General features: G+C 61.2%; 28 protein-coding genes and 2 pseudogenes. 17 read left to right on the top strand and 13 right to left on the bottom strand.

Features of this window, described 5'->3' with window-relative positions; all coding sequences use genetic code 11:
* Positions 1 to 18 precede the first annotated feature (18 nt).
* The 3 genes from repA to repC all read left to right on the top strand — a co-directional run bounded on the left by repA (position 19) and on the right by repC (position 3,627).
* Positions 19 to 1,221, top strand: a complete 1,203-nt coding sequence (gene repA / locus FJ977_RS33975; RefSeq protein ID WP_140776906.1) for a plasmid partitioning protein RepA — start codon at positions 19 to 21, stop codon at positions 1,219 to 1,221.
* 80 nt (positions 1,222 to 1,301) lie between these two features.
* On the top strand, positions 1,302 to 2,267 hold the full coding sequence (gene repB / locus FJ977_RS33970) for a plasmid partitioning protein RepB (protein WP_140776904.1): 966 nt from the start codon (positions 1,302 to 1,304) through the stop codon (positions 2,265 to 2,267).
* Between the two features lie 154 nt (positions 2,268 to 2,421).
* Positions 2,422 to 3,627: a plasmid replication protein RepC gene (repC, locus tag FJ977_RS33965; RefSeq protein WP_140776902.1), complete on the top strand. Its 1,206-nt coding sequence runs from the start codon at positions 2,422 to 2,424 to the stop codon at positions 3,625 to 3,627.
* Between the two features lie 568 nt (positions 3,628 to 4,195).
* On the opposite strand, the gene FJ977_RS33955 is transcribed toward repC, so the two are convergent.
* Positions 4,196 to 4,396: a DUF6494 family protein gene (locus tag FJ977_RS33955; protein ID WP_125002587.1), complete on the bottom strand. Its 201-nt coding sequence runs from the start codon at positions 4,394 to 4,396 to the stop codon at positions 4,196 to 4,198.
* Positions 4,397 to 4,644: 248 nt separating this feature from the next.
* On the opposite strand from FJ977_RS33955, the gene FJ977_RS33950 reads away from it, so the two are divergent.
* From FJ977_RS33950 to FJ977_RS33935, 4 genes and pseudogenes are all read left to right on the top strand, one after another.
* The gene (locus FJ977_RS33950; RefSeq protein WP_140776900.1) at positions 4,645 to 5,349 is read left to right on the top strand and encodes a hypothetical protein; all 705 of its coding nucleotides are present in this window, start codon (positions 4,645 to 4,647) and stop codon (positions 5,347 to 5,349) included.
* 473 nt (positions 5,350 to 5,822) lie between these two features.
* The gene (locus FJ977_RS33945; RefSeq protein ID WP_140776898.1) at positions 5,823 to 6,116 is read left to right on the top strand and encodes a type II toxin-antitoxin system Phd/YefM family antitoxin; all 294 of its coding nucleotides are present in this window, start codon (positions 5,823 to 5,825) and stop codon (positions 6,114 to 6,116) included.
* Positions 6,103 to 6,533 (top strand): annotated as a pseudogene (locus FJ977_RS33940) (plasmid maintenance toxin (PemK-like)). Before FJ977_RS33945 ends, FJ977_RS33940 begins: the two are co-directional and overlap by 14 nt.
* Positions 6,534 to 6,770: 237 nt before the next feature.
* Complete coding sequence (locus FJ977_RS33935; protein ID WP_006339568.1) at positions 6,771 to 6,983, top strand: cold-shock protein; 213 nt, start codon at positions 6,771 to 6,773, stop codon at positions 6,981 to 6,983.
* Between the two features lie 136 nt (positions 6,984 to 7,119).
* On the opposite strand, the gene FJ977_RS33930 is transcribed toward FJ977_RS33935, so the two are convergent.
* The 4 genes from FJ977_RS33930 to FJ977_RS36830 all read right to left on the bottom strand — a co-directional run bounded on the left by FJ977_RS33930 (position 7,120) and on the right by FJ977_RS36830 (position 10,392).
* Complete coding sequence (locus FJ977_RS33930) at positions 7,120 to 7,584, bottom strand: MucR family transcriptional regulator (RefSeq protein ID WP_140776896.1); 465 nt, start codon at positions 7,582 to 7,584, stop codon at positions 7,120 to 7,122.
* A gap of 283 nt (positions 7,585 to 7,867) precedes the next feature.
* Positions 7,868 to 8,554: a DUF309 domain-containing protein gene (locus tag FJ977_RS33925; protein WP_246683408.1), complete on the bottom strand. Its 687-nt coding sequence runs from the start codon at positions 8,552 to 8,554 to the stop codon at positions 7,868 to 7,870.
* A gap of 234 nt (positions 8,555 to 8,788) precedes the next feature.
* Positions 8,789 to 9,622, bottom strand: coding sequence for a thermonuclease family protein (locus FJ977_RS33920; RefSeq protein ID WP_246683407.1), 834 nt, complete (start codon positions 9,620 to 9,622; stop codon positions 8,789 to 8,791).
* 407 nt (positions 9,623 to 10,029) lie between these two features.
* A complete protein-coding gene (locus FJ977_RS36830; protein ID WP_348643257.1) occupies positions 10,030 to 10,392 on the bottom strand; it encodes a hypothetical protein in 363 nt (120 codons plus the stop codon).
* A gap of 131 nt (positions 10,393 to 10,523) precedes the next feature.
* Here FJ977_RS36830 and FJ977_RS33900 point away from each other — a divergent pair, with 131 nt between their 5' ends.
* Positions 10,524 to 11,402 (top strand): ATP-dependent DNA ligase, encoded by an 879-nt coding sequence (locus FJ977_RS33900; RefSeq protein WP_140776890.1) that lies wholly within the window; start codon positions 10,524 to 10,526, stop codon positions 11,400 to 11,402.
* Positions 11,403 to 11,780: 378 nt separating this feature from the next.
* On the opposite strand, the gene FJ977_RS33895 is transcribed toward FJ977_RS33900, so the two are convergent.
* From FJ977_RS33895 to FJ977_RS33870, 6 genes are all read right to left on the bottom strand, one after another.
* Positions 11,781 to 11,996, bottom strand: a complete 216-nt coding sequence (locus tag FJ977_RS33895) for a hypothetical protein (RefSeq protein WP_246683406.1) — start codon at positions 11,994 to 11,996, stop codon at positions 11,781 to 11,783.
* The gene (locus FJ977_RS33890; protein WP_140776888.1) at positions 11,996 to 12,289 is read right to left on the bottom strand and encodes a hypothetical protein; all 294 of its coding nucleotides are present in this window, start codon (positions 12,287 to 12,289) and stop codon (positions 11,996 to 11,998) included. The genes FJ977_RS33895 and FJ977_RS33890 overlap by 1 nt, the downstream gene beginning before the upstream one ends.
* Positions 12,290 to 12,476: 187 nt before the next feature.
* Positions 12,477 to 12,650: a hypothetical protein gene (locus tag FJ977_RS36060; protein ID WP_181180159.1), complete on the bottom strand. Its 174-nt coding sequence runs from the start codon at positions 12,648 to 12,650 to the stop codon at positions 12,477 to 12,479.
* An 11-nt stretch (positions 12,651 to 12,661) separates the two neighbouring features.
* A complete protein-coding gene (locus FJ977_RS33880; RefSeq protein ID WP_140776884.1) occupies positions 12,662 to 13,366 on the bottom strand; it encodes an SOS response-associated peptidase in 705 nt (234 codons plus the stop codon).
* 3 nt (positions 13,367 to 13,369) lie between these two features.
* On the bottom strand, positions 13,370 to 13,729 hold the full coding sequence (locus tag FJ977_RS33875; RefSeq protein WP_140776882.1) for a hypothetical protein: 360 nt from the start codon (positions 13,727 to 13,729) through the stop codon (positions 13,370 to 13,372).
* Between the two features lie 20 nt (positions 13,730 to 13,749).
* A complete protein-coding gene (locus FJ977_RS33870) occupies positions 13,750 to 14,028 on the bottom strand; it encodes a hypothetical protein (RefSeq protein ID WP_140776880.1) in 279 nt (92 codons plus the stop codon).
* A 92-nt stretch (positions 14,029 to 14,120) separates the two neighbouring features.
* On the opposite strand from FJ977_RS33870, the gene FJ977_RS36055 reads away from it, so the two are divergent.
* Entirely contained in the window at positions 14,121 to 14,441 is a 321-nt protein-coding gene (locus FJ977_RS36055; RefSeq protein ID WP_181180158.1) for a hypothetical protein, read from the top strand.
* 66 nt (positions 14,442 to 14,507) lie between these two features.
* Here FJ977_RS36055 and FJ977_RS33865 read toward each other — a convergent pair whose 3' ends face one another.
* Complete coding sequence (locus tag FJ977_RS33865) at positions 14,508 to 15,722, bottom strand: DUF1173 domain-containing protein (protein ID WP_140776878.1); 1,215 nt, start codon at positions 15,720 to 15,722, stop codon at positions 14,508 to 14,510.
* 317 nt (positions 15,723 to 16,039) lie between these two features.
* Here FJ977_RS33865 and FJ977_RS33860 point away from each other — a divergent pair, with 317 nt between their 5' ends.
* The 8 genes and pseudogenes from FJ977_RS33860 (at position 16,040) to FJ977_RS33825 (ending at position 22,574) form a co-directional block, all read left to right on the top strand.
* Positions 16,040 to 17,236 carry a DUF932 domain-containing protein gene (locus tag FJ977_RS33860; protein ID WP_140776949.1) on the top strand — a complete coding sequence of 399 codons (1,197 nt, stop codon included), beginning with the start codon at positions 16,040 to 16,042 and terminating at the stop codon, positions 17,234 to 17,236.
* A 182-nt stretch (positions 17,237 to 17,418) separates the two neighbouring features.
* Positions 17,419 to 17,570 (top strand): annotated as a pseudogene (locus FJ977_RS33855) (DUF2958 domain-containing protein); the annotation flags it as partial.
* A 47-nt stretch (positions 17,571 to 17,617) separates the two neighbouring features.
* Positions 17,618 to 17,818, top strand: coding sequence for a hypothetical protein (locus FJ977_RS33850; protein ID WP_140776876.1), 201 nt, complete (start codon positions 17,618 to 17,620; stop codon positions 17,816 to 17,818).
* Positions 17,819 to 17,936: 118 nt separating this feature from the next.
* A complete protein-coding gene (locus tag FJ977_RS33845) occupies positions 17,937 to 20,081 on the top strand; it encodes a ParB/RepB/Spo0J family partition protein (protein WP_140776874.1) in 2,145 nt (714 codons plus the stop codon).
* Positions 20,082 to 20,151: 70 nt separating this feature from the next.
* Positions 20,152 to 20,628 carry a hypothetical protein gene (locus FJ977_RS33840; RefSeq protein ID WP_140776872.1) on the top strand — a complete coding sequence of 159 codons (477 nt, stop codon included), beginning with the start codon at positions 20,152 to 20,154 and terminating at the stop codon, positions 20,626 to 20,628.
* Between the two features lie 62 nt (positions 20,629 to 20,690).
* The gene (locus tag FJ977_RS33835; protein WP_246683405.1) at positions 20,691 to 21,107 is read left to right on the top strand and encodes a hypothetical protein; all 417 of its coding nucleotides are present in this window, start codon (positions 20,691 to 20,693) and stop codon (positions 21,105 to 21,107) included.
* 84 nt (positions 21,108 to 21,191) lie between these two features.
* Positions 21,192 to 21,821, top strand: coding sequence for a DUF1419 domain-containing protein (locus tag FJ977_RS33830; RefSeq protein WP_140776870.1), 630 nt, complete (start codon positions 21,192 to 21,194; stop codon positions 21,819 to 21,821).
* A gap of 330 nt (positions 21,822 to 22,151) precedes the next feature.
* Positions 22,152 to 22,574, top strand: coding sequence for a hypothetical protein (locus tag FJ977_RS33825; protein WP_140776868.1), 423 nt, complete (start codon positions 22,152 to 22,154; stop codon positions 22,572 to 22,574).
* A 45-nt stretch (positions 22,575 to 22,619) separates the two neighbouring features.
* On the opposite strand, the gene FJ977_RS33820 is transcribed toward FJ977_RS33825, so the two are convergent.
* Positions 22,620 to 23,096 (bottom strand): hypothetical protein, encoded by a 477-nt coding sequence (locus FJ977_RS33820; protein WP_140776866.1) that lies wholly within the window; start codon positions 23,094 to 23,096, stop codon positions 22,620 to 22,622.
* Positions 23,097 to 23,269: the final 173 nt, after the last annotated feature.

Genomic DNA, 23,269 nt, shown 5'->3' with positions numbered 1-23,269 from the left:
ATTCGGATTTTCACGAGAATGAACATCGCCATGCGGCTACCAAGCTTCGAGTTCGATGACAAAATTCTCGAGCAGGGTGCCGAGATATCGCGACGCCTCAATCAACTCCGCATGGAGAAGTTTCCACCCGACGCGACAAAGACTCTGCGCACGTTCTCAATGGGTGAAGTCGCCCACTATCTTGGCGTGTCGCAGAACAATTTGAAGCGCCTTCATCTCGAGGGCAAAGGACCCCTGCCCGCTCAAAATTCCTCCGGCCGGCGGTCTTACACGGCGGAGCAGATGCTCGAGCTGCGCCATTTCCTGGACCGCCATGGCCGGACCGAAGTGAAGAAGTACGTGCCGCACCGCAAGCCTGGAGACAAGCTCCAGATCGTGGCGGTCGTAAATTTCAAGGGAGGCAGCGGCAAAACCACCACGGCTGCCCACCTCGCCCAACACCTGGCCCTGACGGGGCATCGCGTTTTGGCAATTGACCTCGATCCGCAGGCGTCGCTTTCTGCGCTTCATGGGTTCCAGCCCGAACTGGACCGCAACCTCTCTCTCTACGAGGCAATCCGTTACGATGAGGATCAAAAGCCGATTTCGGACGTGATATCGCCGACCAACTTCCCAGGCTTGGACATCATCCCAGCCAATCTGGAACTCCAGGAGTACGAGTACGACACGCCGCTAGCGATGCAGGACAAGTCGTCCAGTACAGGCCGGCAGTTTTTCACCAGAATCGCAAAGGCGCTGTCAGAAGTGGACAGCCGCTACGATATCGTCGTCATCGATTGCCCACCGCAGCTTGGCTATCTAACCCTGACGGCGATGTCGGCAGCGACATCCGTTCTGATCACGGTTCATCCGCAGATGCTTGATCTGATGTCCATGAGCCAGTTTCTGCTGATGCTCGGGGGCATACTGAAGACCATTAAGGCGGCTGGCGCGGAAATCCAGTTGGACTGGTTTCGTTACCTCATCACCCGCTACGAGCCCACGGACATTCCGCAAGCGCAGATGGTCGGCTTCATGCAGTCCATGCTGGCCGGTCAGATCCTTGAGAACCCTATGCTCAAGTCAACTGCCATCTCGGACGCCGGCCTGACCAAGCAGACCCTGTATGAGGTGGAGAAATCGGCGTTTACGCGCTCGACCTACGATCGGGCGCTTGAGTCACTTGATGCAGTGAATTCGGAAATCGTCGACCTCATTCATCGCACATGGGGCAGGTCATGATTGAAGGGCACTTTACCGCAGTAAAAGAAGGCGGTTTTTTCTACGAAATCAGTCTCCTAGCGGAAAATCGGAGCGATTGAATGGCCCGCAAGGACGTATTTGGAAGCGTGATGGGGGCAGGGGCTGCTGCCGCAGAGGTGCGGGACGTCGCCAACTACGCTGTTCGCGGCGCCTCGCGATCGATCATGCAATCCTTTGAGGAGCTGTCCAAGAGTTCCGTGGTCGATCTGGATCCCGCCCTGATCGACAGTTCGTTCGTTTCAGATCGTATCGACGACGCTGATGACGAGTTCCTTGAGCTGCTGGCGGCAATTCGGGAGCGCGGGCAAGATTCCCCCGTCCTGGTCAGGCCGCATCCATCGGCGCCAGGGCGCTATCAGACTGTCTTTGGACACCGAAGGCTCAAGGTCGCCCGGCATTTGGGCCGGCCCGTTCGAGCGGTCGTCAAGAACATGGACGATAAGGACCATGTGATAGCCCAGGGGCAGGAGAACGCTGCCAGGGCAGATCTGTCCTTCATTGAACGGACCTTATTTGCCGAGCGTATCCTCAAGGCCGGCCATTCGCCTGAGACCGTCAAGCTGGCGCTAGCGCTGGACGATACGACATTTTCCAAGATGCGCTCGGTTACCAGCCACGTGCCCGAGGGAATTATTTTGGCGGTCGGAGCGGCCAAGGGCATAGGTCGAGATCGCTGGTGGCAACTCGCAAAGCTAATGGAGCGCCATGAAAATGGGCTCAGGGCAGCGGACTATGTGAAGAGCGCAGACTTTTCGTCGCTTCAGAGCGATATCCGCTTCACACGATTGTTTGACTTCCTGAGTTCCGTTCCGAATCGTGCCCGAGCGTCGGCGAAGTCGCAAGACAGAGCTTGGACGCCAGGGGACAAGTCCGTACGCGCCAAGATCACCGATACGGGAAAGATCTTTACGCTAGCCTTGAAATCGAAGGACGCGTCGACCTTCGGCGCGTTCATTGCTGATAGGCTAGACGAACTTTTCGTGGCCTTCCGGGAATCGGAACAGGCAAAGAAAACGGGAGACTGAACCGCAAAAGAAAAAGGCCCCCGAACGTCACCGTCGCGGAAGCCCTTCTCACGTCTGTAGCAAGCTGAGAATCGCATTTCCCCGAATCACTGTCAAGAGTCGTGGCGTCGTTTTGGCGAGCAGATTTCTTTTGCCTAATCGAGGGTGAAAGAAAATGGAGACGGGTATTGCAACGACGCCCTTTGGGCGGCGGCCGATGTCGCTCGCCATGCTGGCAGCGCAAAACGAGTCACGTGAGATCCCCAAGGGCAGGGTCGTCGACAAGTGGCAGATCTATCGCAACCTCTGCGAAGGCAAGAGCGTCGTCGGCATCGGCGATCGTGCTCTGGCCGTGCTCAATGCGCTGCTATCTTTCTACCCTGACAGTGAGTTGAGTGAAGAAAACGACCTCATCGTCTTTCCATCAAACGCACAGCTGTCGCTCAGGGCGCACGGAATGCCCGATGCCACGCTCAGGCGGCACCTGGCGGCTCTTGTTGATGGCGGGTTGATCATCCGTCGGGATAGCCCGAACGGCAAGCGTTACGCCCGCAAGGGCAGGGGAGGGGAGATCGAGGAAGCCTTTGGCTTCTCCCTGGCGCCGCTTCTGGCCCGTGCTTTCGAGTTCGAGGCGGCCGCCGAACGCGTTCGCGCCGGCAACAGGGCGCTCAGGCTTATGCGCGAGCGGATCACCTTGCACCGCCGTGACATCCACAAGCTGATCGAGGCCGCCGTCGACGACGCTGTTCCGGGTGACTGGGGAGGCCTGTGGAAGCGTTTCCGCGGCATTGTGGAGGCAATTCCGCGCCGAGCCTGCACTGCCGAGCTCGAACCGATCGTAGCTGATCTGGCCGCGTTGCACGACGAAGTGGATAAGGTGCTGGAAATTCATATGAATTCCACGAATCCGAGCGGCAATGACTCTCAAAGCGAGCGGCAGCAATCTGATTCAAACACCGACTCTATTTTTGAACTTGAACCTGCTTTGGAGAAAAGCGGGGCGACGGTCGAACCAAGACGAGAAGCCGACGAGAAGCCGAAAGGCTATCCGATCGGACTTGTGTTGAAGGCCTGCCCCGAAATTGCGGACTACGCCGTCGATGGCATTGGCAGTTGGCGCGACTTGATGATCACCGCGGCCCAGGTGCGAGGCTACCTTGGCGTGTCGCCCTCAGCCTATGAGGAGGCTTGCCATGTGATGGGTCAGGAGGTCGCCGCGATCGTGATTGCCTGCATCCTGCAAAGGGCCCAGCATATCAACTCGGCCGGCGGCTATCTGCGGGTGCTGACCGAAAAGGCGAGGGCAGGGCAGTTCTCCGTCGGGCCTATGCTGATGGCGGCGCTTAAAGCCAACGGCGCCACCGTGAGGATGACCGGATGAAGTTGCGAGCACATCGCTGGCCCCTCCAAGAGCTTGCGCGGGAACCGTGACACAAAATCAGGAAGTGACGTGGAGCTGCGATATCCTTCTGGAGCCTTTCTCCTGGAGAGGTCCGAAGACCGTTCGTGTTCAGCCCGATCTTTTCGAGCCGGCGATCAGGAACGCATGGCGCGACAAGGTGTTTTGCGGCAATAGCGCTTTGTCCGGAGCATCGATTTTGGCTGAAGACCGCGTATCCGCAGCTCTACAGTCAGTACATTGAACAGATCGCCCATGATCGTCTCGAATGGCTTGCCTGGCTGTGTCGGTGAGTCAGGTGCTGCGGGAGCTTGGCCGGGAGGAGGAGGCGACCGGCGATGGCCCGGTGTGGCCGCTGGCCAACGTCGATGTCGAATGAGCGGCGCAGTCCGCAACGGGCCGAGGGCCTCGTTTTCGCTTTTATTCGAACTGCTCTAGTCGGGCCGATAGCCAAGAGTGTGGTGAGCGGTACCGCGTGGATCCGACCAGACCCCATTCCAACTGCTAATCCGTCTCGACGTTTTCGGCCGCGTCGGACGTTTCGCCCGGCTTATGGAAGTTCGATCTCGCCGTCCACCACGTGGTTGAGGCCGGTGCCTTCCGCCGTCAGCGTCATGCGGACGTTCAACTTCTTCTTCTTCTCGCCGCCGATTTGCCCTTCGCGCACCGTCTCCTCGATCTTGCGCTGGGAGGTGACGCCGACTTCCTTTAGGAACTTGCGGATCGACATGTTGAAGGCGTCTTCGCTCATGGCGGAACTCCTCTGTGTCTGGAAGAGATTGTAAGGGAAGGCAAGGGATCAAGGAAGCAGGACGTTGACGCACCGGGCACTGTGCAAGAGCGAGAAAAAATGGGTGACCCGTGAATTATTCTCGCTGATACACTTTCGGCCGAGATTTACCCTCGCAAAGAAGTTGGGACGGCTATTTCATCTCGCTGGCGCAAACCCGCAAATCACCTATCCTCTGGGCCATGTCATCTTACCGAAAGGAAAAAGCGATGACCGAGAAACGTGGCCGTGGCCGTCCCCCGGGCGAAGGCAAGAAAGACGGACCATTCTTGGCCGACATGGCTGACCTCATGATCCGGACGCCGAACATGAGGAAGACCACCGCGATTAGGCGAGTTATGGTCGCTCGCAAAGATTGGGAGGCCGCGAGCCCAGAGGCTTTCGTTCACCGATTGCAGGGCAAATGGCGCGTGCGAGGTGAGGCGGCGCTTGTAGCTGCACATAAGAGAGCGGCGGCGCGGACCGCCACGCCGAGGTCCAGCCACCTGAACTATGTGGGGATACCGGTCGGGCCGCAATGGCATCTTGGTGCCCTGAGCCCTTCGGCCTCGGCTGTCCTTGACGAAGCAGCTTCGGCAGCTCGAAGGGCCTTAGATGCCGTCCAGGGAGACTTTGGAAAATACAGCGCGGTGTGGCAGGCCATGCAGGGCGACCTTGCAAAATACGGAGCCCGTTTTGACACCGTGAGGGACCACGCCTCTGCCACGTTTCGTCAGTTCGAGGAAGCTCGACGTCGAGCTATCGGACCCTGCCAAGGAATTCTGGACGAATTCGCCTCACTTCAGAAGCAAGCCGAAGCGCAGTTCGCGGCGGTCCGTGGCCCCTTCGCCGAACTTGAGAAGTCCTTTGCCCAGTACGCATCTGGCGCTTCAGTCAACTCGCTGGCTGTCCGCACCGCACTGGGCCTTGCCTAAAGTGATGGACCCCCGGCCGACGTAGCCGGAGGGCCTTTCGTGTTCCTACCGCTGCACCTTCTCCGGCAAGCCTTCAATCAGGTGACTGAACGGCGCCGAGAACGGCAGGAAGTTGCCAAGCGGGACGAAGGCGTTCCAGGTTGTGGTTCATTCGTCCCGCCAGATAACCCGTTTCTGCCAGCGGACTTCCACGAGATGCCTGTAGCGGATGGTATGCGCCTGCTCTCCAGTTGGATGACAAGAGTTGGGCGCTCATCCACTCCCGGCTCTTGCACTGCTGACAGCTCTAACATCGCGGATCGTGACGTTGCCGATGACCTCCCGCAAATCGAGGGGCTTATAGTTACGTGTGACGTTGCAGCGGGCGCAGCGAATGCCGGCGACCTGGCCGTTTTCGCGGGTCTGGCGATTACTTGTGGAAAGCCTGGAAAGCCCGGAAAGCCCGTATATTACGGAAGAAAGGAGTCCTGCCGATGACCACTACCGTCACCGCCGCCGCCATCTCGAAAAACTTCGGCGCCTATCAGGATGCCGCGGTTCGCGACCCGGTCATCATCACCAAGAACGGCCGGCCGCGCACCGTGCTGCTGGCTTACGAGGATTTCGTCCGGCTCTCCAAGCGCGACCGGCGGGTCGAGCTGACGACAGAGCTCAGTGCGGACGAAATCGCCGCGGTTGAAGCCGCCGAAATGGAGCCGGGTCTTGACCATCTCAACGACGAACTTCTTCCGGCAAAAGGTCTGACGGCAAAAAATGCTGCTGGCTGAAATCAAGGTCGGCCACGTTTTTCGTTATTCATATCTCTGGCATTGGCAACATCGCGAAGGCCGCGAGGAAGGCGACAAGGACCGGCCCTCCCTGGTGCTAGCGCTGGTCGCCATGCAGGAGGACGGCTCGCCGGTTGTCCGAGTCCTGCCGATCACGCACACACCGCCCTCTGATCCCGCCAATGCCATCGAAATCCCGGCTGCGGTCAAGTTGCGCTTGCGGCTCGACGGGGATGGTCGTGGATCGTTTTGACGGAAAGCAACCGGTTCGCCTGGCCGGGTCCCGATATCCGGCCGCTGGACACGGAGAGCGGCTATTACGGGCCGCTGCCACCAGCGCTGTTTGCAGCGGTCAGGCGCCGGTTTGTCGCCATTGCGACAAGCCAAGCGCACAGGAGCACGCCACGCTCCGCGTAACCGCTGATCGGTGCCGATCAGCGCACGATCGGTGAAGGAGCCTTGTACTTGCGCCGACAGTTGGGGCGCCGCGATAGGCGGTAGAGAGCATACTCGTCATGTGCGACCCACACCCGGCCGATCGATGGGGTCTTGCAATTTTCGCTTCTGCTGCGTTTAACTCCCCAGTCTCGAAATGAACCGGACTGGCTTAAGGGCCAAGTCCACGTCGCAGTTGTCACAGAGGAATGCACAGATATGGCGACCGGAACCGTGAAGTGGTTCAACAGCACCAAGGGATTTGGATTTATCCAGCCCGACAATGGCGGGCAGGATGTTTTCGTCCACATTTCCGCTGTCGAACGCGCGGGCCTCTCGACGCTGAATGACGGCCAGAAGATCAACTATGAGATCGAACAGGACCGCCGGACTGGCAAGTCCTCTGCCGGCAGCCTCAGCAAAGCTGGCTGAATTTTCGCCTGCGTCCCGGCAACAGCGAATGAAATGAATGCGAGGTAAGGCGGGGATTGGTCCCCGCCTTACCTATTCTGCGCAGATCATGCCTATAAGCAGCTGCGCGCTCCAGAATGACCCTCGAGAGATAAAGTTAGGCTGCGACCTTCTTGCGGGTCCGCTTCGCCGGCGCCGGCGTTTCAGGCACTTTCAGTTTGCGGCCGAGCCCCATGGTCTTGGCCAATGCCGAGCGTGCAGCGGCGTAATTCGGCGCGACCATCGGATAATCCTTCGCCAGGCCCCATTTGGCGCGATATTCGTCCGGGGTCAGCCCATAGCGCGTTGAAAGATGGCGCTTTAGCGATTTGAATTTCTTCCCGTCTTCAAGGCAGATGATGTAGTCCGCCATCACCGACTTCTTGATCGGGACCGCAGGCTTGAGAGCCTCCGGCTGTGCTACGGAGATGCCTCCGGTTGTGCCTTTCAAAGCCGCGTGTACTTGGCCGATCAGGGCAGGGAGATCGCCCACCGGGACTGGATTATTCGAGACATAGGCTGACACGACATCGGCGGTAAGCTCGATGAGGCTGTCGAGATTGTGATCGGCTTCTTCTGTCATGAAACTCTCCGGGTGGCTTGAAAGGACAGCGGGCGAAGTCCTGCTACATATTGATGGCCGTCGCTGAAAGCAATAAATGTCTCAGCAGCATAAGTATCGGCATAAGCTAATGCTGATCCGTGTCGGCCCCAGCGTTCGTTCGGCTGCTATGCGCCGGAACCGATGTGCAGCCTCGCCAGCTTGAGCCTTTGTATTTCCGAAAACAACGTGACGAAATTCCGTGCTCCATGAAAACACGGCCAGGTGCGTCGTTCGCCAGTGACGTGGGGCCAACGAGGCCGGTCTATTCCTGGCGTCTTCTCCGGATGACTGTTTGTCTTAGTTGCGATCTGATCGGGCTTCCGCCGGAGCTTGGTCCGAGAATGAACTCAAACACGGGTTGCGGCTGACCGAGCGCTGTCGGCGGCAGGGCTCCCGGGGTCCTTGCCGCGGCTTCGGCGTGTTCGGCGAGCGCTGCGGGTGACATGCCGAGCGCACGCTCGAAGCTATGATCGGCCGTGTTCATCGGCCGACGAAGGAGCGCCGCGGCGCGTCCGGCATGACGCATCGCCGCCGCCTGCTTGCCCTCGCGGATCTTCACGCCGGCCGCCGATAACAGGATCAATCCCTTGAAGAGCGTCCGAAGCGGAGCGCCTCGGTCTGCAACTTGCCACAGACCTTCCCAAGCCTCGTGGGCTTCCCAGTAATAGCCATAGTTGAAGAGGTCGAGACCCCAGAGGAATGTGTCTGAATCAAGCGAGATCTCAGCCGACAGCATGGCGTCGCTATTGTAGCTGTGTCCCGCGGGATCGCGCACCGGATGCGGTTGCCTGCCCGGGAGATACGCATAGGATGGAAAGCTCTTTTCCGGCAGCCAACGCCGGCGCAACATCGAACCAATAACCATCAAAGCCGTATAGCACACCCGTGACATCCTGACCGGATGATCACTCCGGAGCGCCCGTCGGCAGAAAAATGAGGTTTTGGGCAAACTTGCGGTGCGACAATGAAGCTGCGAGCGCGAATTTTTGGGGCCTTGATCCGGTGGACCAGCAGGATGAATTTGAAATATTTTTCAAGGGCCTGTTGTGCCTGCCACAAGAATTGGGAGGATAGACGAGCGCGACTGCAGAAGCGCGCACTGATGTAATCGTGGTCAGCGATCGGTACGCGAATCTATCGAGTTCCAGTTCTAGATCGAATGGCCTCGTTGGGCGGCGAGGCATCAGCAAAGCGTCTCGCACGCCATGCCGTCGCCGTCCCGGTCCAGCTTCCGGCCCCACGAGCAGTTGTGCAGATACCATTGGGCTTCGTCGCACGAACTGATCTGTGAGCAGTAGCGTCGCGGCTCGCACGAATAGACCCCGCTCTGCGCGACCAGCTTGCGGCTGACTATGCCGAGTGGCTGGCTCGACGGCGCTGCGCCGTCGGCGTGCGACGCTCGCCACTCCCAGGGCGCCTGAAACGTTCCGACCCACAGCCCGACCTTGGCGGCCTCCGCCTTCGCCTGCTCCCCTGCATAGGCGCCGTGGCTGTAGATCGGCCAATCGAGCGCTTGGCCGTGCTCGACCATCCATGCCGCCACGCTGGTGCCGTCTGCGCGCCGGCAGTCGCCGACGAAGCGGCGATAGCGATCCCACGTCACGAACGTGCATTGCACCGGCCTCGAGGCGGCCAGGAACCCGTCCAGCGCTTCGGCGGAGCGCCGGCCGCAGGGATATTCGAAGCCCTTGGCGTCGTCGCAGTATTGCCTGCTCTCGGGTGCATCGATGCCGTTGAAGCGGATCCGCTGTCCATGTACTTCGATCGTGTCGCCGTCGATGATGGAGGCGACGCCGGTTATCGGCGCTGGCCTCGGGCCGATCAAATTCGACAGGTTGAGATCAGGGATGCTGTCGCTGTGCTGCATAGCTGTTTGCGCGATCAGCGCGCCGCCCGCGGCGACGGTCACGAAGATCAGCCGTTGCGGCACGCTCGCCCAACGCAGCGCACGCGACCGTCGCGCTCCGGTGCGCTTGCGCCATTGGCCAGACCGATTGTCGTGACGAGACTTGTCCAAGCCCTTTCCCCCGCTTGGGAGGATGCTCTTAAATAGGCTCGAAGTCCACTATGGCTGGAGCAGAGCGCCACCGTATTGCGCCCACAGATGTTCGCAGTCCCTTGTCCTTAAGCTTGGCGTTCCTGGTTCCCCGTAGAAGACCATTGCACCGCGGACGTCGTAGCCAAGCACCGACGCATTGGCCACGAACTGGACAGCGCGCCCTAAGCTGATGGCGCCGATCTGGACTTCACTTCTGCTGGTGAGGTCGATCACCCCGCGGATTTCCGCGTCTGCGCCTCTGCCGGCCAAGACAGCCGTCGAGATCGCATCGTCCAGGGCAAGGAGCATCGCATGAGTCCCCGTGAGCAGCGCTTGCTAACCTCGAAGCGAGAAATTTGTTCCGCGCGCCCTAAAACAATCCAAGATCAACTGTCCAGTTCAAGCGGCGCATGGTCCGGCTGTTCATGCCAAATGACTTGCCGGAGATCGCGTCGGTCGACCGGCTGGCCGCATTTCCTGCAATGGTAGAAGTGATCCTGTTCGCGAGGTGGATCGGCCCCATGTCGGCGCCCGACGATGGGCGGCCCAAGGTCCGAAAGCTTCGTCACCCGCGCAATTTCCTGGCCTCGCGTTCCAAGGTCTTCCGGTCGTTGCCGTGCGTGCCGATCAACTCCCGCACTTGGTCGGGCGTTGCGGTGCTGCTTGGCGAAGTAGCGTACCTCATAATCCTCATCTGCTGACTCGCGGTCGCGGTCCCGGAAATCGCGTTTCGTTTTGTCGTCGGTCATGGCTGTTCCTCCTGGCCAGAAAAACAGCGGCTGCGCCGGCACGTTCCCCTCAAGCCTTTTAAGCAACCGCTAACGGAACGCTTGCGGCTGTGCGATATTGAATCAAATTCGAGTTTTGCGTTGGGGTTCCGATGCGTAAGCCCGCCGGCGGGGTCCGGTTGTCCTTCGTCCGTCCGATGGAGCCGGAGCTCGTCGAGCAGCCGCCCAAAGGCGACGGATGGAGCCACGAAGTCAAATTCGACGGCTACCGTACGCAGTTGATCAAGGATGTCGACGGCATCCGCCTGTACACCAAAACGGGGATCGACTGGACGGCGAAATATCGGCCGCTCGCGGAGGAAGCCGCGGCGCTCGACGCCGAAAGCTTCATCATCGAAGCCGAAACGATCGTGACGAACGAAGCCGGGCTGTCGGACTTTCACGCCCTGCGCTCGGCCATCACCAGATACCCGCAGGAACTCTACCTGGTCGCGTTCGATCTCCTGCACCTCAACGGGCATGATCTGCGCGACATGGCGCTGAAAGATCGCCGCGAGGTGCTGGAGGCGCTCATTCCCTCCGGCGGGCACATCCAATTCAGCGAGGCGCTGCCAGGCACGGGCGACGCGGTCTACCATCTGGCCTGCGAAGCCGGCCTGGAGGGCATCGTCTCGAAGCGGCTGGACAGCGTCTTTCGCAGCGGCCCGACAATGAACTGGCGCAAGATCAAGTGCTACGTCGAGAAGGAGATGGACATCATCGGGGTAAAACGCGAGGCGGGCAAGCCGGCGATGGTGCTCATGGCCGACAAGGGCCGCTACATGGGCGGCGCCTTCGTGACCTTCAAAGCCGACAAGCGACAGGCCCTATGGGACCGCGTGCAGGGCAAGACCGGCGCGCCTCCGCCGAAGGGGCTCGCCAAGGAAAAGGCCGAATGGCTTACGCCCGGCCTAGTCGGCCGGGTCAAGTTCCTGAAGGGCGAGGAAAAGCTGCGCCATGCATCGCTGAAGGACTTCCGCGAGGAATATTAAGTGTTGCGTATGCGCTACAGCGCATCGCCTCGGCCAGCTATAAGGTTTTGGCGGATCCACGGTGGACCATCGGGCGAAGCTCTGAAATGGGGGATACCTGAAGAAGTCTATGAGAAGCCTGTTCTGGCCAAGCGCGAGAAGCTGAGCGACATCACTACGCGGCCGCCTTCGTCGCTGGCTGGGTAGGCGAAACGCGGGAGCGGCCCGGTAGTCTTGTCTGTTTGGGGATCAAAGGCCGCCGGGCCTAACCGGCGGGATAGCTAAGGGGACTTGTGCTAAGGGCACCGGCTGTCGATGAATATACGCTCCTGCTAAAATATTAGGATGCATACATAAGGCGAAGTCTCCCACCTCTTTAGAGCGACTTTCCAGCGCGGATCATCGCCCGTGCAATTGCCAACTCGGCTTCCACCTTGGCGTCTTCTGCGTCATGTTGTCGGCCGCGATCAGACGCCGCAGCGCCCGCATGACTTCGCCGCGCTGCCAGCCGGCCTCCAGCATGCAATCGATAATGATCTGAAAGCCCGGCTCCATCGCTTCCTGGCAGTCGATCTCGCGATCGGCGTAATCGAGCTTCTGTCTTGGCCGGCTCATCATGCGTTGCCTTCCACGGTGCTCTCTTCATCCAACTGGCGCGGCACCGGCAGATAGGCGTTGGCCACCAGCCACTCGCCGACGATCGTCTCCACCAGATCCGACTTAGCAGTGCCCATCTCGGCGGCCAGCCCGCTCAGTGCCTCGTCGGTGCGCGGATCGAGACTGAGCCCGCCGACGTTTCTCAGCAGCAATGCAGCCCTTCGCAGCAGCACTTGCAAGTCGGCCCGCGAAGCGTCTGCGATATGGTCGGCGGTGCTTTCCAGTTCCTGCACGAATTGATGGAGGGACATCGGCCATGCTCCTAAAGGAATCTCTCGCCTTCGCCGCGGTGCTCGAAACAGAACCAGCGCGACGGCTGCCTTGGTCGGGCGAAACCCCAACCGGCATCCTTGCCGCATCCAGTGTGCTCGCAAACGTGTCCAAGCGGTCCGTGATCGCGCGGCTGCACAAGTTCGCCGGGGCGGGTCGGTTCGTCGCTCACTGGTTTTGCCGCCGTTTGAGCGCGTCGATCTGATGCTGCAGCCGACCATTCAGCACGATCATTTCTTTCAACGCCTTCATCGTATCGCCCTCGTGCAGGGAAACGAACCTGTCGGCAACCTTCTGCAGAGCTGCCTCCTGGCGGCTGTCCAGGGTGATGATCTGATCCATGGCGGTTCTCCTTAGAACAAGGAAGCCTGCGCCGGCGGCTCGGCTGGAGACTTGATCTGCGTCGCAGGCTTCTCGACAATCACAAGCGCGTCGTCAGGCGCGGGCCGCTGCAGCTTCTTTGCTTCCGACCATGGCGCGGTGAGCCACAGTTCGGTTTCCTCCGGCGTGGTCAGGATCACTGGCATCGCCTTCTCATGAATCGGCGCGATCAGCGCGTTCGGCCTTGTGGTTAGGAAGCCGTAGAGCTCGTGGTCGCCCGGACCTTCCTTCACCTTGCGCACACCTTGCCAGCCTGTCCACAGGCCGGCGAAGAAGAACAGCGGCCGCGCTTCGCTCAGCGCGAACCAGAAGTTCTTCTGGATGCCGGTTTCGGGATCCTTGTCGCCGGGCTTCGGGGAGGGCTCGGCGAAGCTCGTCACCGGCACCACGCAGCGGTTTTCGACTCCGAGATAGGGTAGCCAATGAGCATATTGCGGATTGCGGACGTTGGTCGTGCCGGAATCAGCGTTACCACGCACGCGCTCCGGTGGTGTCGGCATGCCCCAACGCAGATTGGCGAGTTCGCGGCTGCCGTCGGCGGCGTTGCGCACCACCGGGCCAAATTGATTGGGGTAGATGTCGATCGACGGCTCGAGGTTGCCGGAGATGTCGCGGAGCGCCCGCGTCCATTGGCGGATCGCCTCCTGGCTGGTCGTGATGTTGTAGAGATTGCACATACTTTAGCTCCGCAGGGCTTCTGGCACGCTCAGCAGCCCAAGCTCCAGAATTAGCTCATAAACGCCCTGCCGGCGCCAGACACCGCGAGCGCGCCCGTTCTCCCTGTCTCGCTTCGGATCGAACACGATGCCACCGAAGTGGTCAAGGAAAGCTGCCGCGGCCTCAGGATTGGCGAAGCAATGCAGCCGCCATTGTTCCTGCTTGCCGCATTCCCAGATCGCCAACACCGCCCTTGTCCTGCATGTCAGTCCGTGCTCCTGCAGAAAGCGCCTGATCAGCGTGTAGTTGCGATCGGTACAAAGGTCGTCGGGCAGCGCGACCTGGTGCGGCAATTCGCGATCGATGACCGTGGGCGTGGGCATTCCCCGGCTGCGCCTGACCATCAGTGTCGGGCGCTGGCCGTTTTGCTTTCACGCAGATAGATGTCGGTCTGTTCGCGCATCGCGTCCGAAAGTGACAGCGCCAACTCCAGGTTTTCCGGGTAAATTGCCAAAATCCATGTAGCCGTCAATTCAGCAATGGCCTGTTTCTGACTGACGTCAGAGAGGCCGCGCATCTGCTTTGCCATTTTGTTGACGGCCCGGTGAATTGCGGGCCGCTCGCGCTTTACCGTGGCATATATCTCGGGCTGCTCAGATTCGGTGGCGATGATCGATTTCATGGCCGTACCTCCATTTGTCAGCAGTGAACAAAAAGTGAACGTAGGAGTCAAGACCCCTTGACCTGACAGGAATATGTTCCTCATTTCAGCAGATGCCAGAACAACCCGAAAAGTGGCCGCGAGGTGCTGCCTGGACCCTGACGCATGCCCACGACGCGGGGCAAGTAGCGGGCATCCGCTGCGCCCGCTGCAACGTCACGCGCTACTATAAGCCGCTCGAATTGCGGGAGATGATCGGCAACGTCACTATCGACGATGTGCGGAACAAGGTCCGCTGTCAGCAGTGCAAGAGCCGGGAGTGGATGAGCGCGCAGCTATTCCACCCCACCGGAGAGCAGGCGCACACGATCCGCTTCCGGCGCTTGGTGGAGATCCGATGGGAGCGGCGTGTGATCTGGCGCGACGAAAGATAAATGCGAGCGCTTAAGATACCGGTCACGCACAGGCCGGGTAGCTGAAAATACTCGCCGACGCGCGAGTCAATAGCGTCTGCCGTCTTGCCGACCAGGCAAAGTCGGCATCTCACTATCGGCCGTCCGCCAGATCCAGGAATCGAACTCTGGTCGCGATGCGATCAGTTCGCTCAGCGTTTCCTGGTACGCACTGTCGGAGGAGGGGGGCACGACATAAAGGCCAACCGGCCGCGGCTGTGTCTGCAATATCGCCGCCGCGGTTGGCATGTCCACCGGTAGATTATAGCGCAGTCCTTTCACGCTTCGCTCCCTTGTCCTGGCAAGGGCGTCGACCAGCTTCTTTTCATAGGCTGACTCGTACGGCACCCAATTCTCCGCCACGACCATAACCGCCATTTCCTCGATCACCGCCAGCCCCGCCGGGGTCAACCCGAAGGTGGCGATCGCAATCAAATGCGATGCCTCATCCGAGCCCCAGAGTGCAATCTCGCTCTCAAAGCGCGTTTGAAGCCGACGTTGAAGGCTTTCGTCCAACAAGAACACGAAGCCCGGCATGTGCTTGACGATCAGCTTGTGGCCGCTCCGAGCCGGGCTGAACTCCTTGACCTCGCCAACCAGGATCATCAGCTTTCTGGGGCCGCTCTTCGGGGGCAGCGCAGGTGCAAGCGCCTGCCCGCGCCTTTGCTCGATCGCGATTTTATCAGCGGACCGGAACGGCTCGGGCACGAACAGGATTTCGCTCAGCGCTCCGCCCTTGACCGTCATCTGGCCAGCGGCCTCGACGAGGTGCCAACGAATATTCCACCAATGCCGTTTGCCAGCCCATCGCGACGTCGAGACTGTCAGTTCCGCTTCGTGCCAGAGATAATGGAGCAGGCCTCGCAGGGAGAGTCTCTTGGTGTCCCCGACCACGCTGTCCGAACCTGCGGCGCCAACTGCCGGCACAGATCGCGTGCCGACCTTCGACAGGCGAAAGTCCAGCTTCAGTGCGGCCATGCCGCTCTCGGAATCGACTTGGATAGCGCTGCCCATCAACACGCCAAGGCCGGACAGTTCGTCGGGCGGCTCGTAAGAGGAACAGGAAGGATCATGGCTGCCACCCGACAGCGGCATCCGCTTGACCATGTATTGGTCGCCAACCTGCGCAATATACATCGCCGGGCAGGGCTCTTTGCACAAGCAAAGCGGTCGCAGCTTTCTACGATATGCATCCGCAAGCGCAGCCTGTAGATCAGGCGCCGCCTCCTCGATCACCTGGTCAGCAAGTCTAAAACGTCGCATTGCCTCCGTTGCTCCGGATGCCGCCGCATCCCCACATCCATTGAGTCATGGTTTTGCCATCGAAGCAACGGGCTTGTTCGTCACGACATGATCGCTGGGTCTCGCTCCGAGAGGGGCTGCGCTTGGCTGAACATCCGGCGTGCGGCTGGTCTTCACCTTGGGCGTTTCACCTTGGGCGTGTGTTTTGGCGCTGCCACGCCGGCGGGCACTTCGAGAGGCGACGGTGCGGCCAGCAGAGGAAGAGGGCAGGCGGGGCTTGCGGTGGGCGGACGAAGGTCCGGGGGAGAGGCTCCCGGCGTCCGCCGCGGAGCAAACTCATGACACAGATGGAAATTCAGGCACCGACGCTGAACGCGCGTGCAGGCTACAAGGTGGATGTGGGCCGCGGCCAGCGCGTCGGCCGTGTGTCGTCTGAATGGTTCAACCGACCAGCCGACGAGCGCTACCTGTCGCTCACCGACCTCCGGAACTCGGTGGGGGCCCGATCGCAGCGCAGCCGTACGCGCGTTGTCGAAAGCGAACGGATCCGCGTCGAAGCCAGCCGCGACGACGCTGAACGCCTCATGCTCATGCTGCCCGATGCCGAGGCACCGGTTGCACCCACGCATTGGAGTTTCGGTCAGCTTGCGAGCCTGGTCGGCGCACCAGCTGCTTACCTGCGCCAACTTCCGGCCCCGCTTGCCGCCATCAATCTCCAGTTCGGGCTGACCTCGCAGCGGGCCGAGCAGGTAAAAACGCTCGAAATTCAGAATGGCCGCATCGAGCTTCGCGCCGTGACTGGCCCCGACTACGGCAGGATTTTCGACCACGAACTCGTCGAGGCAGTCCAGAAGATTGCCGGCAATGGCACCGGTGACACGCGCTGGAAGGTGCCCGGCGTACTCGATTGGTCGACCAGCATCTACAACCCCAATGTCGACATCTCGAAGGACACGACCACGCTCTATGCCTCGGACCGCGACATCTTTGTGTTCCTGGTTGACGACCTCAATCCCATCGAAGCCGGCCGGTTGCCCAACGGCGAACCGGATCTCTACTTCCGCGGATTCTACGCCTGGAACAGCGAGGTCGGCTCGAAAACCCTAGGAATTGCGAGCTTTTACCTGCGAGCCGTATGCCAAAATCGCAATCTGTGGGGCGTCGAGGATTTCCAGGAAATCACCATCCGTCACTCCAAATACGCCGCCTCGCGCTTTGCGCTGGAAGCCGAACCGGCGCTGATCCAGTTCGCGGAATCCTCGCCCATGCCCTTCGTCAACGACATCAAGGCAGCGCGCGAGCGCGTTGTTGCCCGCAACGACGATGATCGGACGACATTCCTGCGCAAGCGCGGCTTCTCGAAAGGCGAAACCACGAAGATTATCGATGCTGTGCTCACCGACGAAGGCCATCCGCCGGCATCGGTGTTCGACTTCGTCCAAGGTATCACCCGCGTTGCGCGCGACAAGCAGCATCAGGACGCGCGGCTCGAAATGGAAGGCAAAGCCAAGAAGCTCCTCGACCTCGCTCATTGATCCCCGCCCAGGCCGGCGATCCCACATATCAGAGCCGGGGTCCCTTTCATCGCCACTTCAAAGCGCCGTCCTCACAAGCACGAGGGCGGCGCCTTTCGTCGTGACGGACCACGAGGTCGGAAGGCGGGCTTTCGATCGTCCGTCATGGAGCGCGACCCATGCACGATACCGCCAATACCCGAATGCCGCTGCTGACAGCTGACCAGCGTGAACAGATCCTCGCCAACGTGCGCGGCGCCAGAGCGATCGCGACCATGTCCCGGTGGTCAAGTTCTTCAATCCGGTCGGGATCCGCACCTGGCTTGCAACCGAGCTTGATGCTGACGGCGACATCCCAGGCGTCGGAGCCACGTCCGCACCGGCCGAACCGAGGACCGCGCCATGAGCGATCGCCCCATTCTCCAGCTCTGTACCACTCTTGCCGAGTTCGAGACCCTGCACGAGCGGCACGATCGCACGCGCAGCACCAGCAGGACGGTCACCGTCGATCGCCAGGCGCTCATCCACATTCTCATGGACCATGCCCGCATGCTGGAGGCGCTGCGCAAAGCCGGACGAGTCGATGTCGCCGAACCGCATTGAGGCCGCCGGCTTGCGCCGGCGCGGCGGCCGCGAGAGGCAGAGGGCGGAGGGGAGGGTTCCTGACGGGTTTGGAGGTTCGGGGAGAGTTCCCGGGCCGCCCGTCATGGAGACCCTGACCATGGCAAAAAGCGCCATTCAGAAGATCGCAATGAACCCTTCGGAGAATATCGCCTACGACAAGCTTGTCCTGTCGCAGCAGAATGTTCGCCGGGTAAAGGACGGCGTCACCATCGAGCAGCTCGCCGAGGACATCGGCCGGCGCAAGCTCTTGCAGAGCCTGAACGTCCGTCCCGTCCTCGATGGAGACGGCGAGGAGACCGGCACCTACGAAGTGCCCGCCGGCGGTCGCCGCTATCTCGCGCTCGGCATTCTGGTCAAGCAGAAGCGTCTCGCGAAGAACGAGCCGATCCCCTGCATTGTCAATCGCAGCGGAACGACCTCGGCCGAGGAGGACTCGCTTGCCGAGAATGTACATCGCGAGAACCTGCATCCGCTCGACCAGTTCCGCGCGTTCAAGGCACTGAAGGAGCAGGGTCTCGACATCCAAGAGATCGCCGCCCGCTTCTTCGTATCGACAGCCACCGTCAAGCAGCGCCTAAGGCTTGCCTCGGTATCGCCAAAGCTGCTTGAGCTTTACGAGAAGGACGAGGCCCGCCTCGAGCAGATCATGGCGTTCTCGATCTCCAACGACCATGCCCGCCAGGAGCAGGTCTGGGAGCGCATCTCCGGCAACCCGCACATGCAGGAGCCCTATTACATCCGGCGCCTGCTCACAGAAACCACGGTTCGTGCCGACGATCGTCGCGCGGTCTATGTCGGCGCCGAGGCCTATGAAGCCGCGGGCGGCGTCATCCTGCGCGACCTCTTCGAGCAGGATTCCGGCGGCTGGTTCCAGGATGCGGCCCTTCTCGAGCAACTCGTCTTCGACAAGCTCAAGCTCGACGCCGAGACCATCCGCGCCGATGGATGGAAATGGGTCGAGACGGCAATCAGCTTCCCGTACGGCCACACCTCCGGCATGCGGCGCGTTTATGCCGAGCCGGCGGAGTTGAGCACCGAGGAGATCGCCCGCTATGAAGCGGTGAAGGCCGAGTATGATGCGCTCGACGCCAAATATGCCGAGATGGAGGACGCCGACCAGGAGATCGAGGACAAGCTCGATCAGCTCGGCGCCGAACTCGACGCGTTCAGCGATCGCCCCCAGGTCTATGACCCGGCGCAAAAGGCTATCGCCGGAGCGTTTGTGGCGCTCGGCGCCAACGGCCAACTGCAGATCGAAGCCGGCTTTGTCCGCCCCGAGGACGAACCACGGGTCGAGACGGGCGATGACGATGAAGAAGCCGAGGGCGGGGATTGCGACCCGTCGCAGTCCGACGATGACAGCGCCAATCACGTCGTCGTCAACGGCCGGTCCGTGAACGGCGCATCCGACACGGCCGAAGAGCCTGAGGATGAAGGAATCAAGCCGCTGCCCGATCGCCTCGTCTTTGATCTCACCGCACAGAAGACGCTTGCGCTGCGCAACGCGTTGGCAAGCGACCCCGACATCGCCTTCGTCACGGTTCTCCATGCGCTCGTGCTGCAGGTGTTCTATCGGTTCGCCAAGGACAGCTGCCTAGAGATCAACATGGTGAGCAACAGCCTCAGCCAGGTCCAGGGTCTGGCCGACACGCCCTGGGCGAAGGAGATCGCCGATCGCCACGAGGCCTGGGACAGGGATATGCCCGAAAGCAACAATCTCTGGGAGTTCCTGCTTGGTCTCGACGAAGCGAGCCGCAAAGCGCTGTTCGCGCACTGCGCGTCGCTCTCGCTCAACGCCGTCGTCGAGCCCTGGAACAGGCGGCCGGGCGCGCTTGCCCATGCCGATGTGCTCGCCGCCACGCTTGGCTTCGACATGGTTACCGCCGGCTGGGAACCGACCGTTGACAACTATCTCGGCCGCGTCACCAAGGCCAGGATCATCCAGGCGGTGCGCGAGGCTCGCGGCGAGGACTCCGCGCAGCTGATCGATCACATGAAGAAGGACCTTATGGCCCGTGAGGCCGCCCGCCTTCTCGTAGGATCGAACTGGCTGCCCGAGCCGCTGCGCCTCGAAGGCGACGCGGCAGTCGACGCTGGCGAGACTATCCCGGAGGATGCGGCGGACGAGACGGCTCTCGACGGTGATGCCGCCGAGCTGCCGGCCTTCCTTGCCGACACAGCGTCCGAGGAACCGACGATCCAAGCCGACGAGGCAAAAGACCACCTCGAGGCCGCCGAGTAATTGGCCCCGCTTTGCACCGGGCCCGGCATCCGCCGGGCCCCTTTTTCGTGTACCGACATGGAGATTCCGCATGTCCGCTCATATCGTCTACGATTCCGCCCCTCTGGGGAGCGTCATCCGCTACTGTGACGGCACGGCAAGACCGCCGGCCCGCTTCAGAAAGAAGCTGTCCGCCTGGGAGAGCCGCAACGGCACCGGCCGACTGGTCAAGAAGGAGCCGCCGCGAACGCGCGCGACCTATAGCTCGCCAGCCTGTTTCACCCTGCATGAGGGCGACTTCGGCCAAGGCGGCATCATCGTCGTCTCGGTCCGGCGCACGTGGTCCGTCGAAAGTGACCTGCGTTTCGACGTTGTCGAGCGTCCGTCGATCGGCATGGTCCGCGTGCTGCAGGATCTCGGCGACAGCCCGGAGCTGTTGCATCTCGCCAGGGACCGCGAGGCGGCCGAACGCTGGCTTGCCACCAATCCGTACCGCCGAGCCTATCTCGAAGAGGTCTCCGCCGACGAGGTCGGCGCCGACATCATCGAGGGCCGCACGGCTGCCTGACTTCCTCATCGCATTAAACCAACCCACGGCATGCCCGGCGGTCGCGCAAGCGATCGCCGGGCATGTTCCGTTTCATGGAGATCGACATGTTCGACTGGAACACAAGCTGCTCCTACAACGAGCAGCAGAAGAGGCGTTTTCATACGAGGGCGCGCTCACGGCTGAAAGAGCTTGCCGCCGAGTTGGCCCTGACGCCGGGCAGCTTCGAAGTCCGCTCGAATAGGGCGGGTATCGCCGTATCTGGTGAAATCACCTTGCATCATGACCGCGCCTATATCCAGGTCGGCCAGTTCGGGCTGTCGTCGGGGCACGGTATTCTGATCCGCACCTGCAAGGGCCGCAAGGACTATACCGGCGGTGCCAACCACTTCGTCGCGCTCGGCATGCTCGATGACATCCCGGCGCTCGCCGCAGCGGTCCGCGCCATTACGGGCGTCGGATACGATGCCGCACCTTCCGCGGATCGCCGCGCCGCCTGAACTGCCCACGATCCCGTCACCCGCCGACAGTCACCCGCTGCAGCGCTGCTGTGGCGGGCGACCGCCTATTTCCGGAGAGCAGCCATGTCCACCCATCCCCCGTTCCGAAAGGTGTTCGACGGCGTCGCAACGCGCGAGCAGATGTTCCGGCTCTTCAACCGGCACAAAGACACTCCGGGTATAGATCCAATTTCTGGCACGCCCTACGCCGGCGAGTATTTCGAGATTGCCGCCGAGCAATACCACTTCATGCTCGCGCTCTTGCCGCCGCTGTTCCAGCGAACCGGCATGTTCGGCATGTCCGAATACAAGTCTGGCTATGTGACCAGCGTCTTTTTCGCCATCAGGATCCGTGGCCGTGAACGATGGTTCCACGGCTTCTGCGACCTCTCCGACAAACGCAGTCCGGACGCGATGCGCGCGGCGATCATCGCCCACGAGACGGGCGCCGTCGACAGCATGACGCGCCAGGAAAAGCTCGAGGCGATCTGGTCCGCCACCCATCCCGACTTCAAGGGCATCGCTGGCGAGGCAAACCCGGACGCCTGGCCGCCGGAGCATCACGGCAAGCGAACTATCCTGATCAATGCTGGCACGCAGGGGACAGTCCTCAAGCTGCTGGAGGATCTCTCCGACGAAGAGATCGACAATCGCATGCCAGCAATCCATGCACGGTCGAGGAGGGGAGAGGCGAGCGATGCGGAGCCATCATAAGCAGTCGCCGACGGCCAAACACACCTAGGACACGCACTCCGTGATCCTGCCGTCGCATGCCACCCGACGCTCGTCGTCGTCGATGCCTTCGGCGTAAAGCGTGGGCCGAAGAACGCGCCCGCTTTCGCGCGATGGCCGATCAACTCCGGGGCGGCGACAATGCGCTCGACGTCTGTTCGGTCCCCTGACCGACCAGTTGCGCCGCGACGGGTTCCGATCGCGGCTGACACGAAGCGATGTCGCCTCAACCGACCCGCAAACCCACCATCAGCCTTGAACTCTATCCGGCGCGAGCGCCGGGCATCGCACATCCAATGCAGGAGAATGGCAATGCCTAAATTCACTCTCGAGAGCACCTACCATCTGCCCGTGTATCGCCACCGTACCTACGATGCCGCGACGCCTGCCGAGGCGTGTCGTCAGGCCGTCGAGGACGACGACTGGTCCGCGGAGAAATTCGACCACGAAACGGCCGGCGAGACATACATCACAGGCATCTGGTCCGGTGCAGATGCCGCTTACCGTGCCGAGTCAATAACCGTGCCATCGCAGTTTCATGAGACGATCCAGCGCAAGGCCGCCCACTTCCAGGAGCTGTTCGATCAGCTGGTCTATGTCGCCGAACCGATCGGTTTATCCAGGGTCAACTTCGAGCGCTGGCTGCCGAAGGCAATTGTCGTGATTGAGAAGGCAAAAGCGATCATCGAGGAACGCCGCGATCCCGATGAGCTGACAGAGCCACCAGGGTCATGATCAGCACCAACGCAGGACCGAAATCCTTTCCGAGCAAACCGCAGATCACCGACGAAAGGCTTTTGGCAGCCGACGTTTCCAACGCTGCCCACGTGGCAAATTTGGTTCGTCGAGACGTCTGACACGTTTTCGAGGCGACCGTGCAGGCTCCTCGGCAGCGCCTTCCGTCTCGACCTCAGCAGGATGCGGCTCGGCATGGTTTGCGTCGGCAATGGCGTGCGCATCACCGTCTTCTGATGGGGTGTCGATTGAGGAGCCGGTACTGCTCGTGCAGTCAACGTCGACGATCGGATCGGGATCGCGATCATTCCCGACCGGCTCAAGGATCCCCTCGGAAACGGGCAAAGTGTCGACGGCTGCAGTGGAAAGGTCCAGGTTGCCCCAGATCGATCGCGGTTTTGCAGGACTGCCGCGCCTCTTCTTCACTTCCACGACAAAAGGTCGCGTGGGTCGCTTCATAATCGCGTTCCCTGGTGAGAATCGATCCCATTGCAGGATCCGGTCGTCATTTACTTCGGTCACGAGCAGCGGTCCACCAATCCCGCCGTCCCCGCGACCTCCAGCCGCTGGGTAGTCCGCAGCTTCCCTACCTGAATAGCCCTTCGCTACATCTCGCTTCTCGTCGCGAGAGGGAGAGCGGGGCCGGAAGGAGCGCGGCCAGGCCGGGGCGCAGAGAGTGCCGGCGGGGCAGGCAC

Origin of the sequence: Mesorhizobium sp. B2-1-3A, from assembly GCF_006442655.1 — a bacterium.
GTDB lineage: Bacteria > Pseudomonadota > Alphaproteobacteria > Rhizobiales > Rhizobiaceae > Mesorhizobium.
Note: the sequence above shows the minus strand (reverse complement) of the source record. Positions and strands in the feature narration are given on the sequence as shown.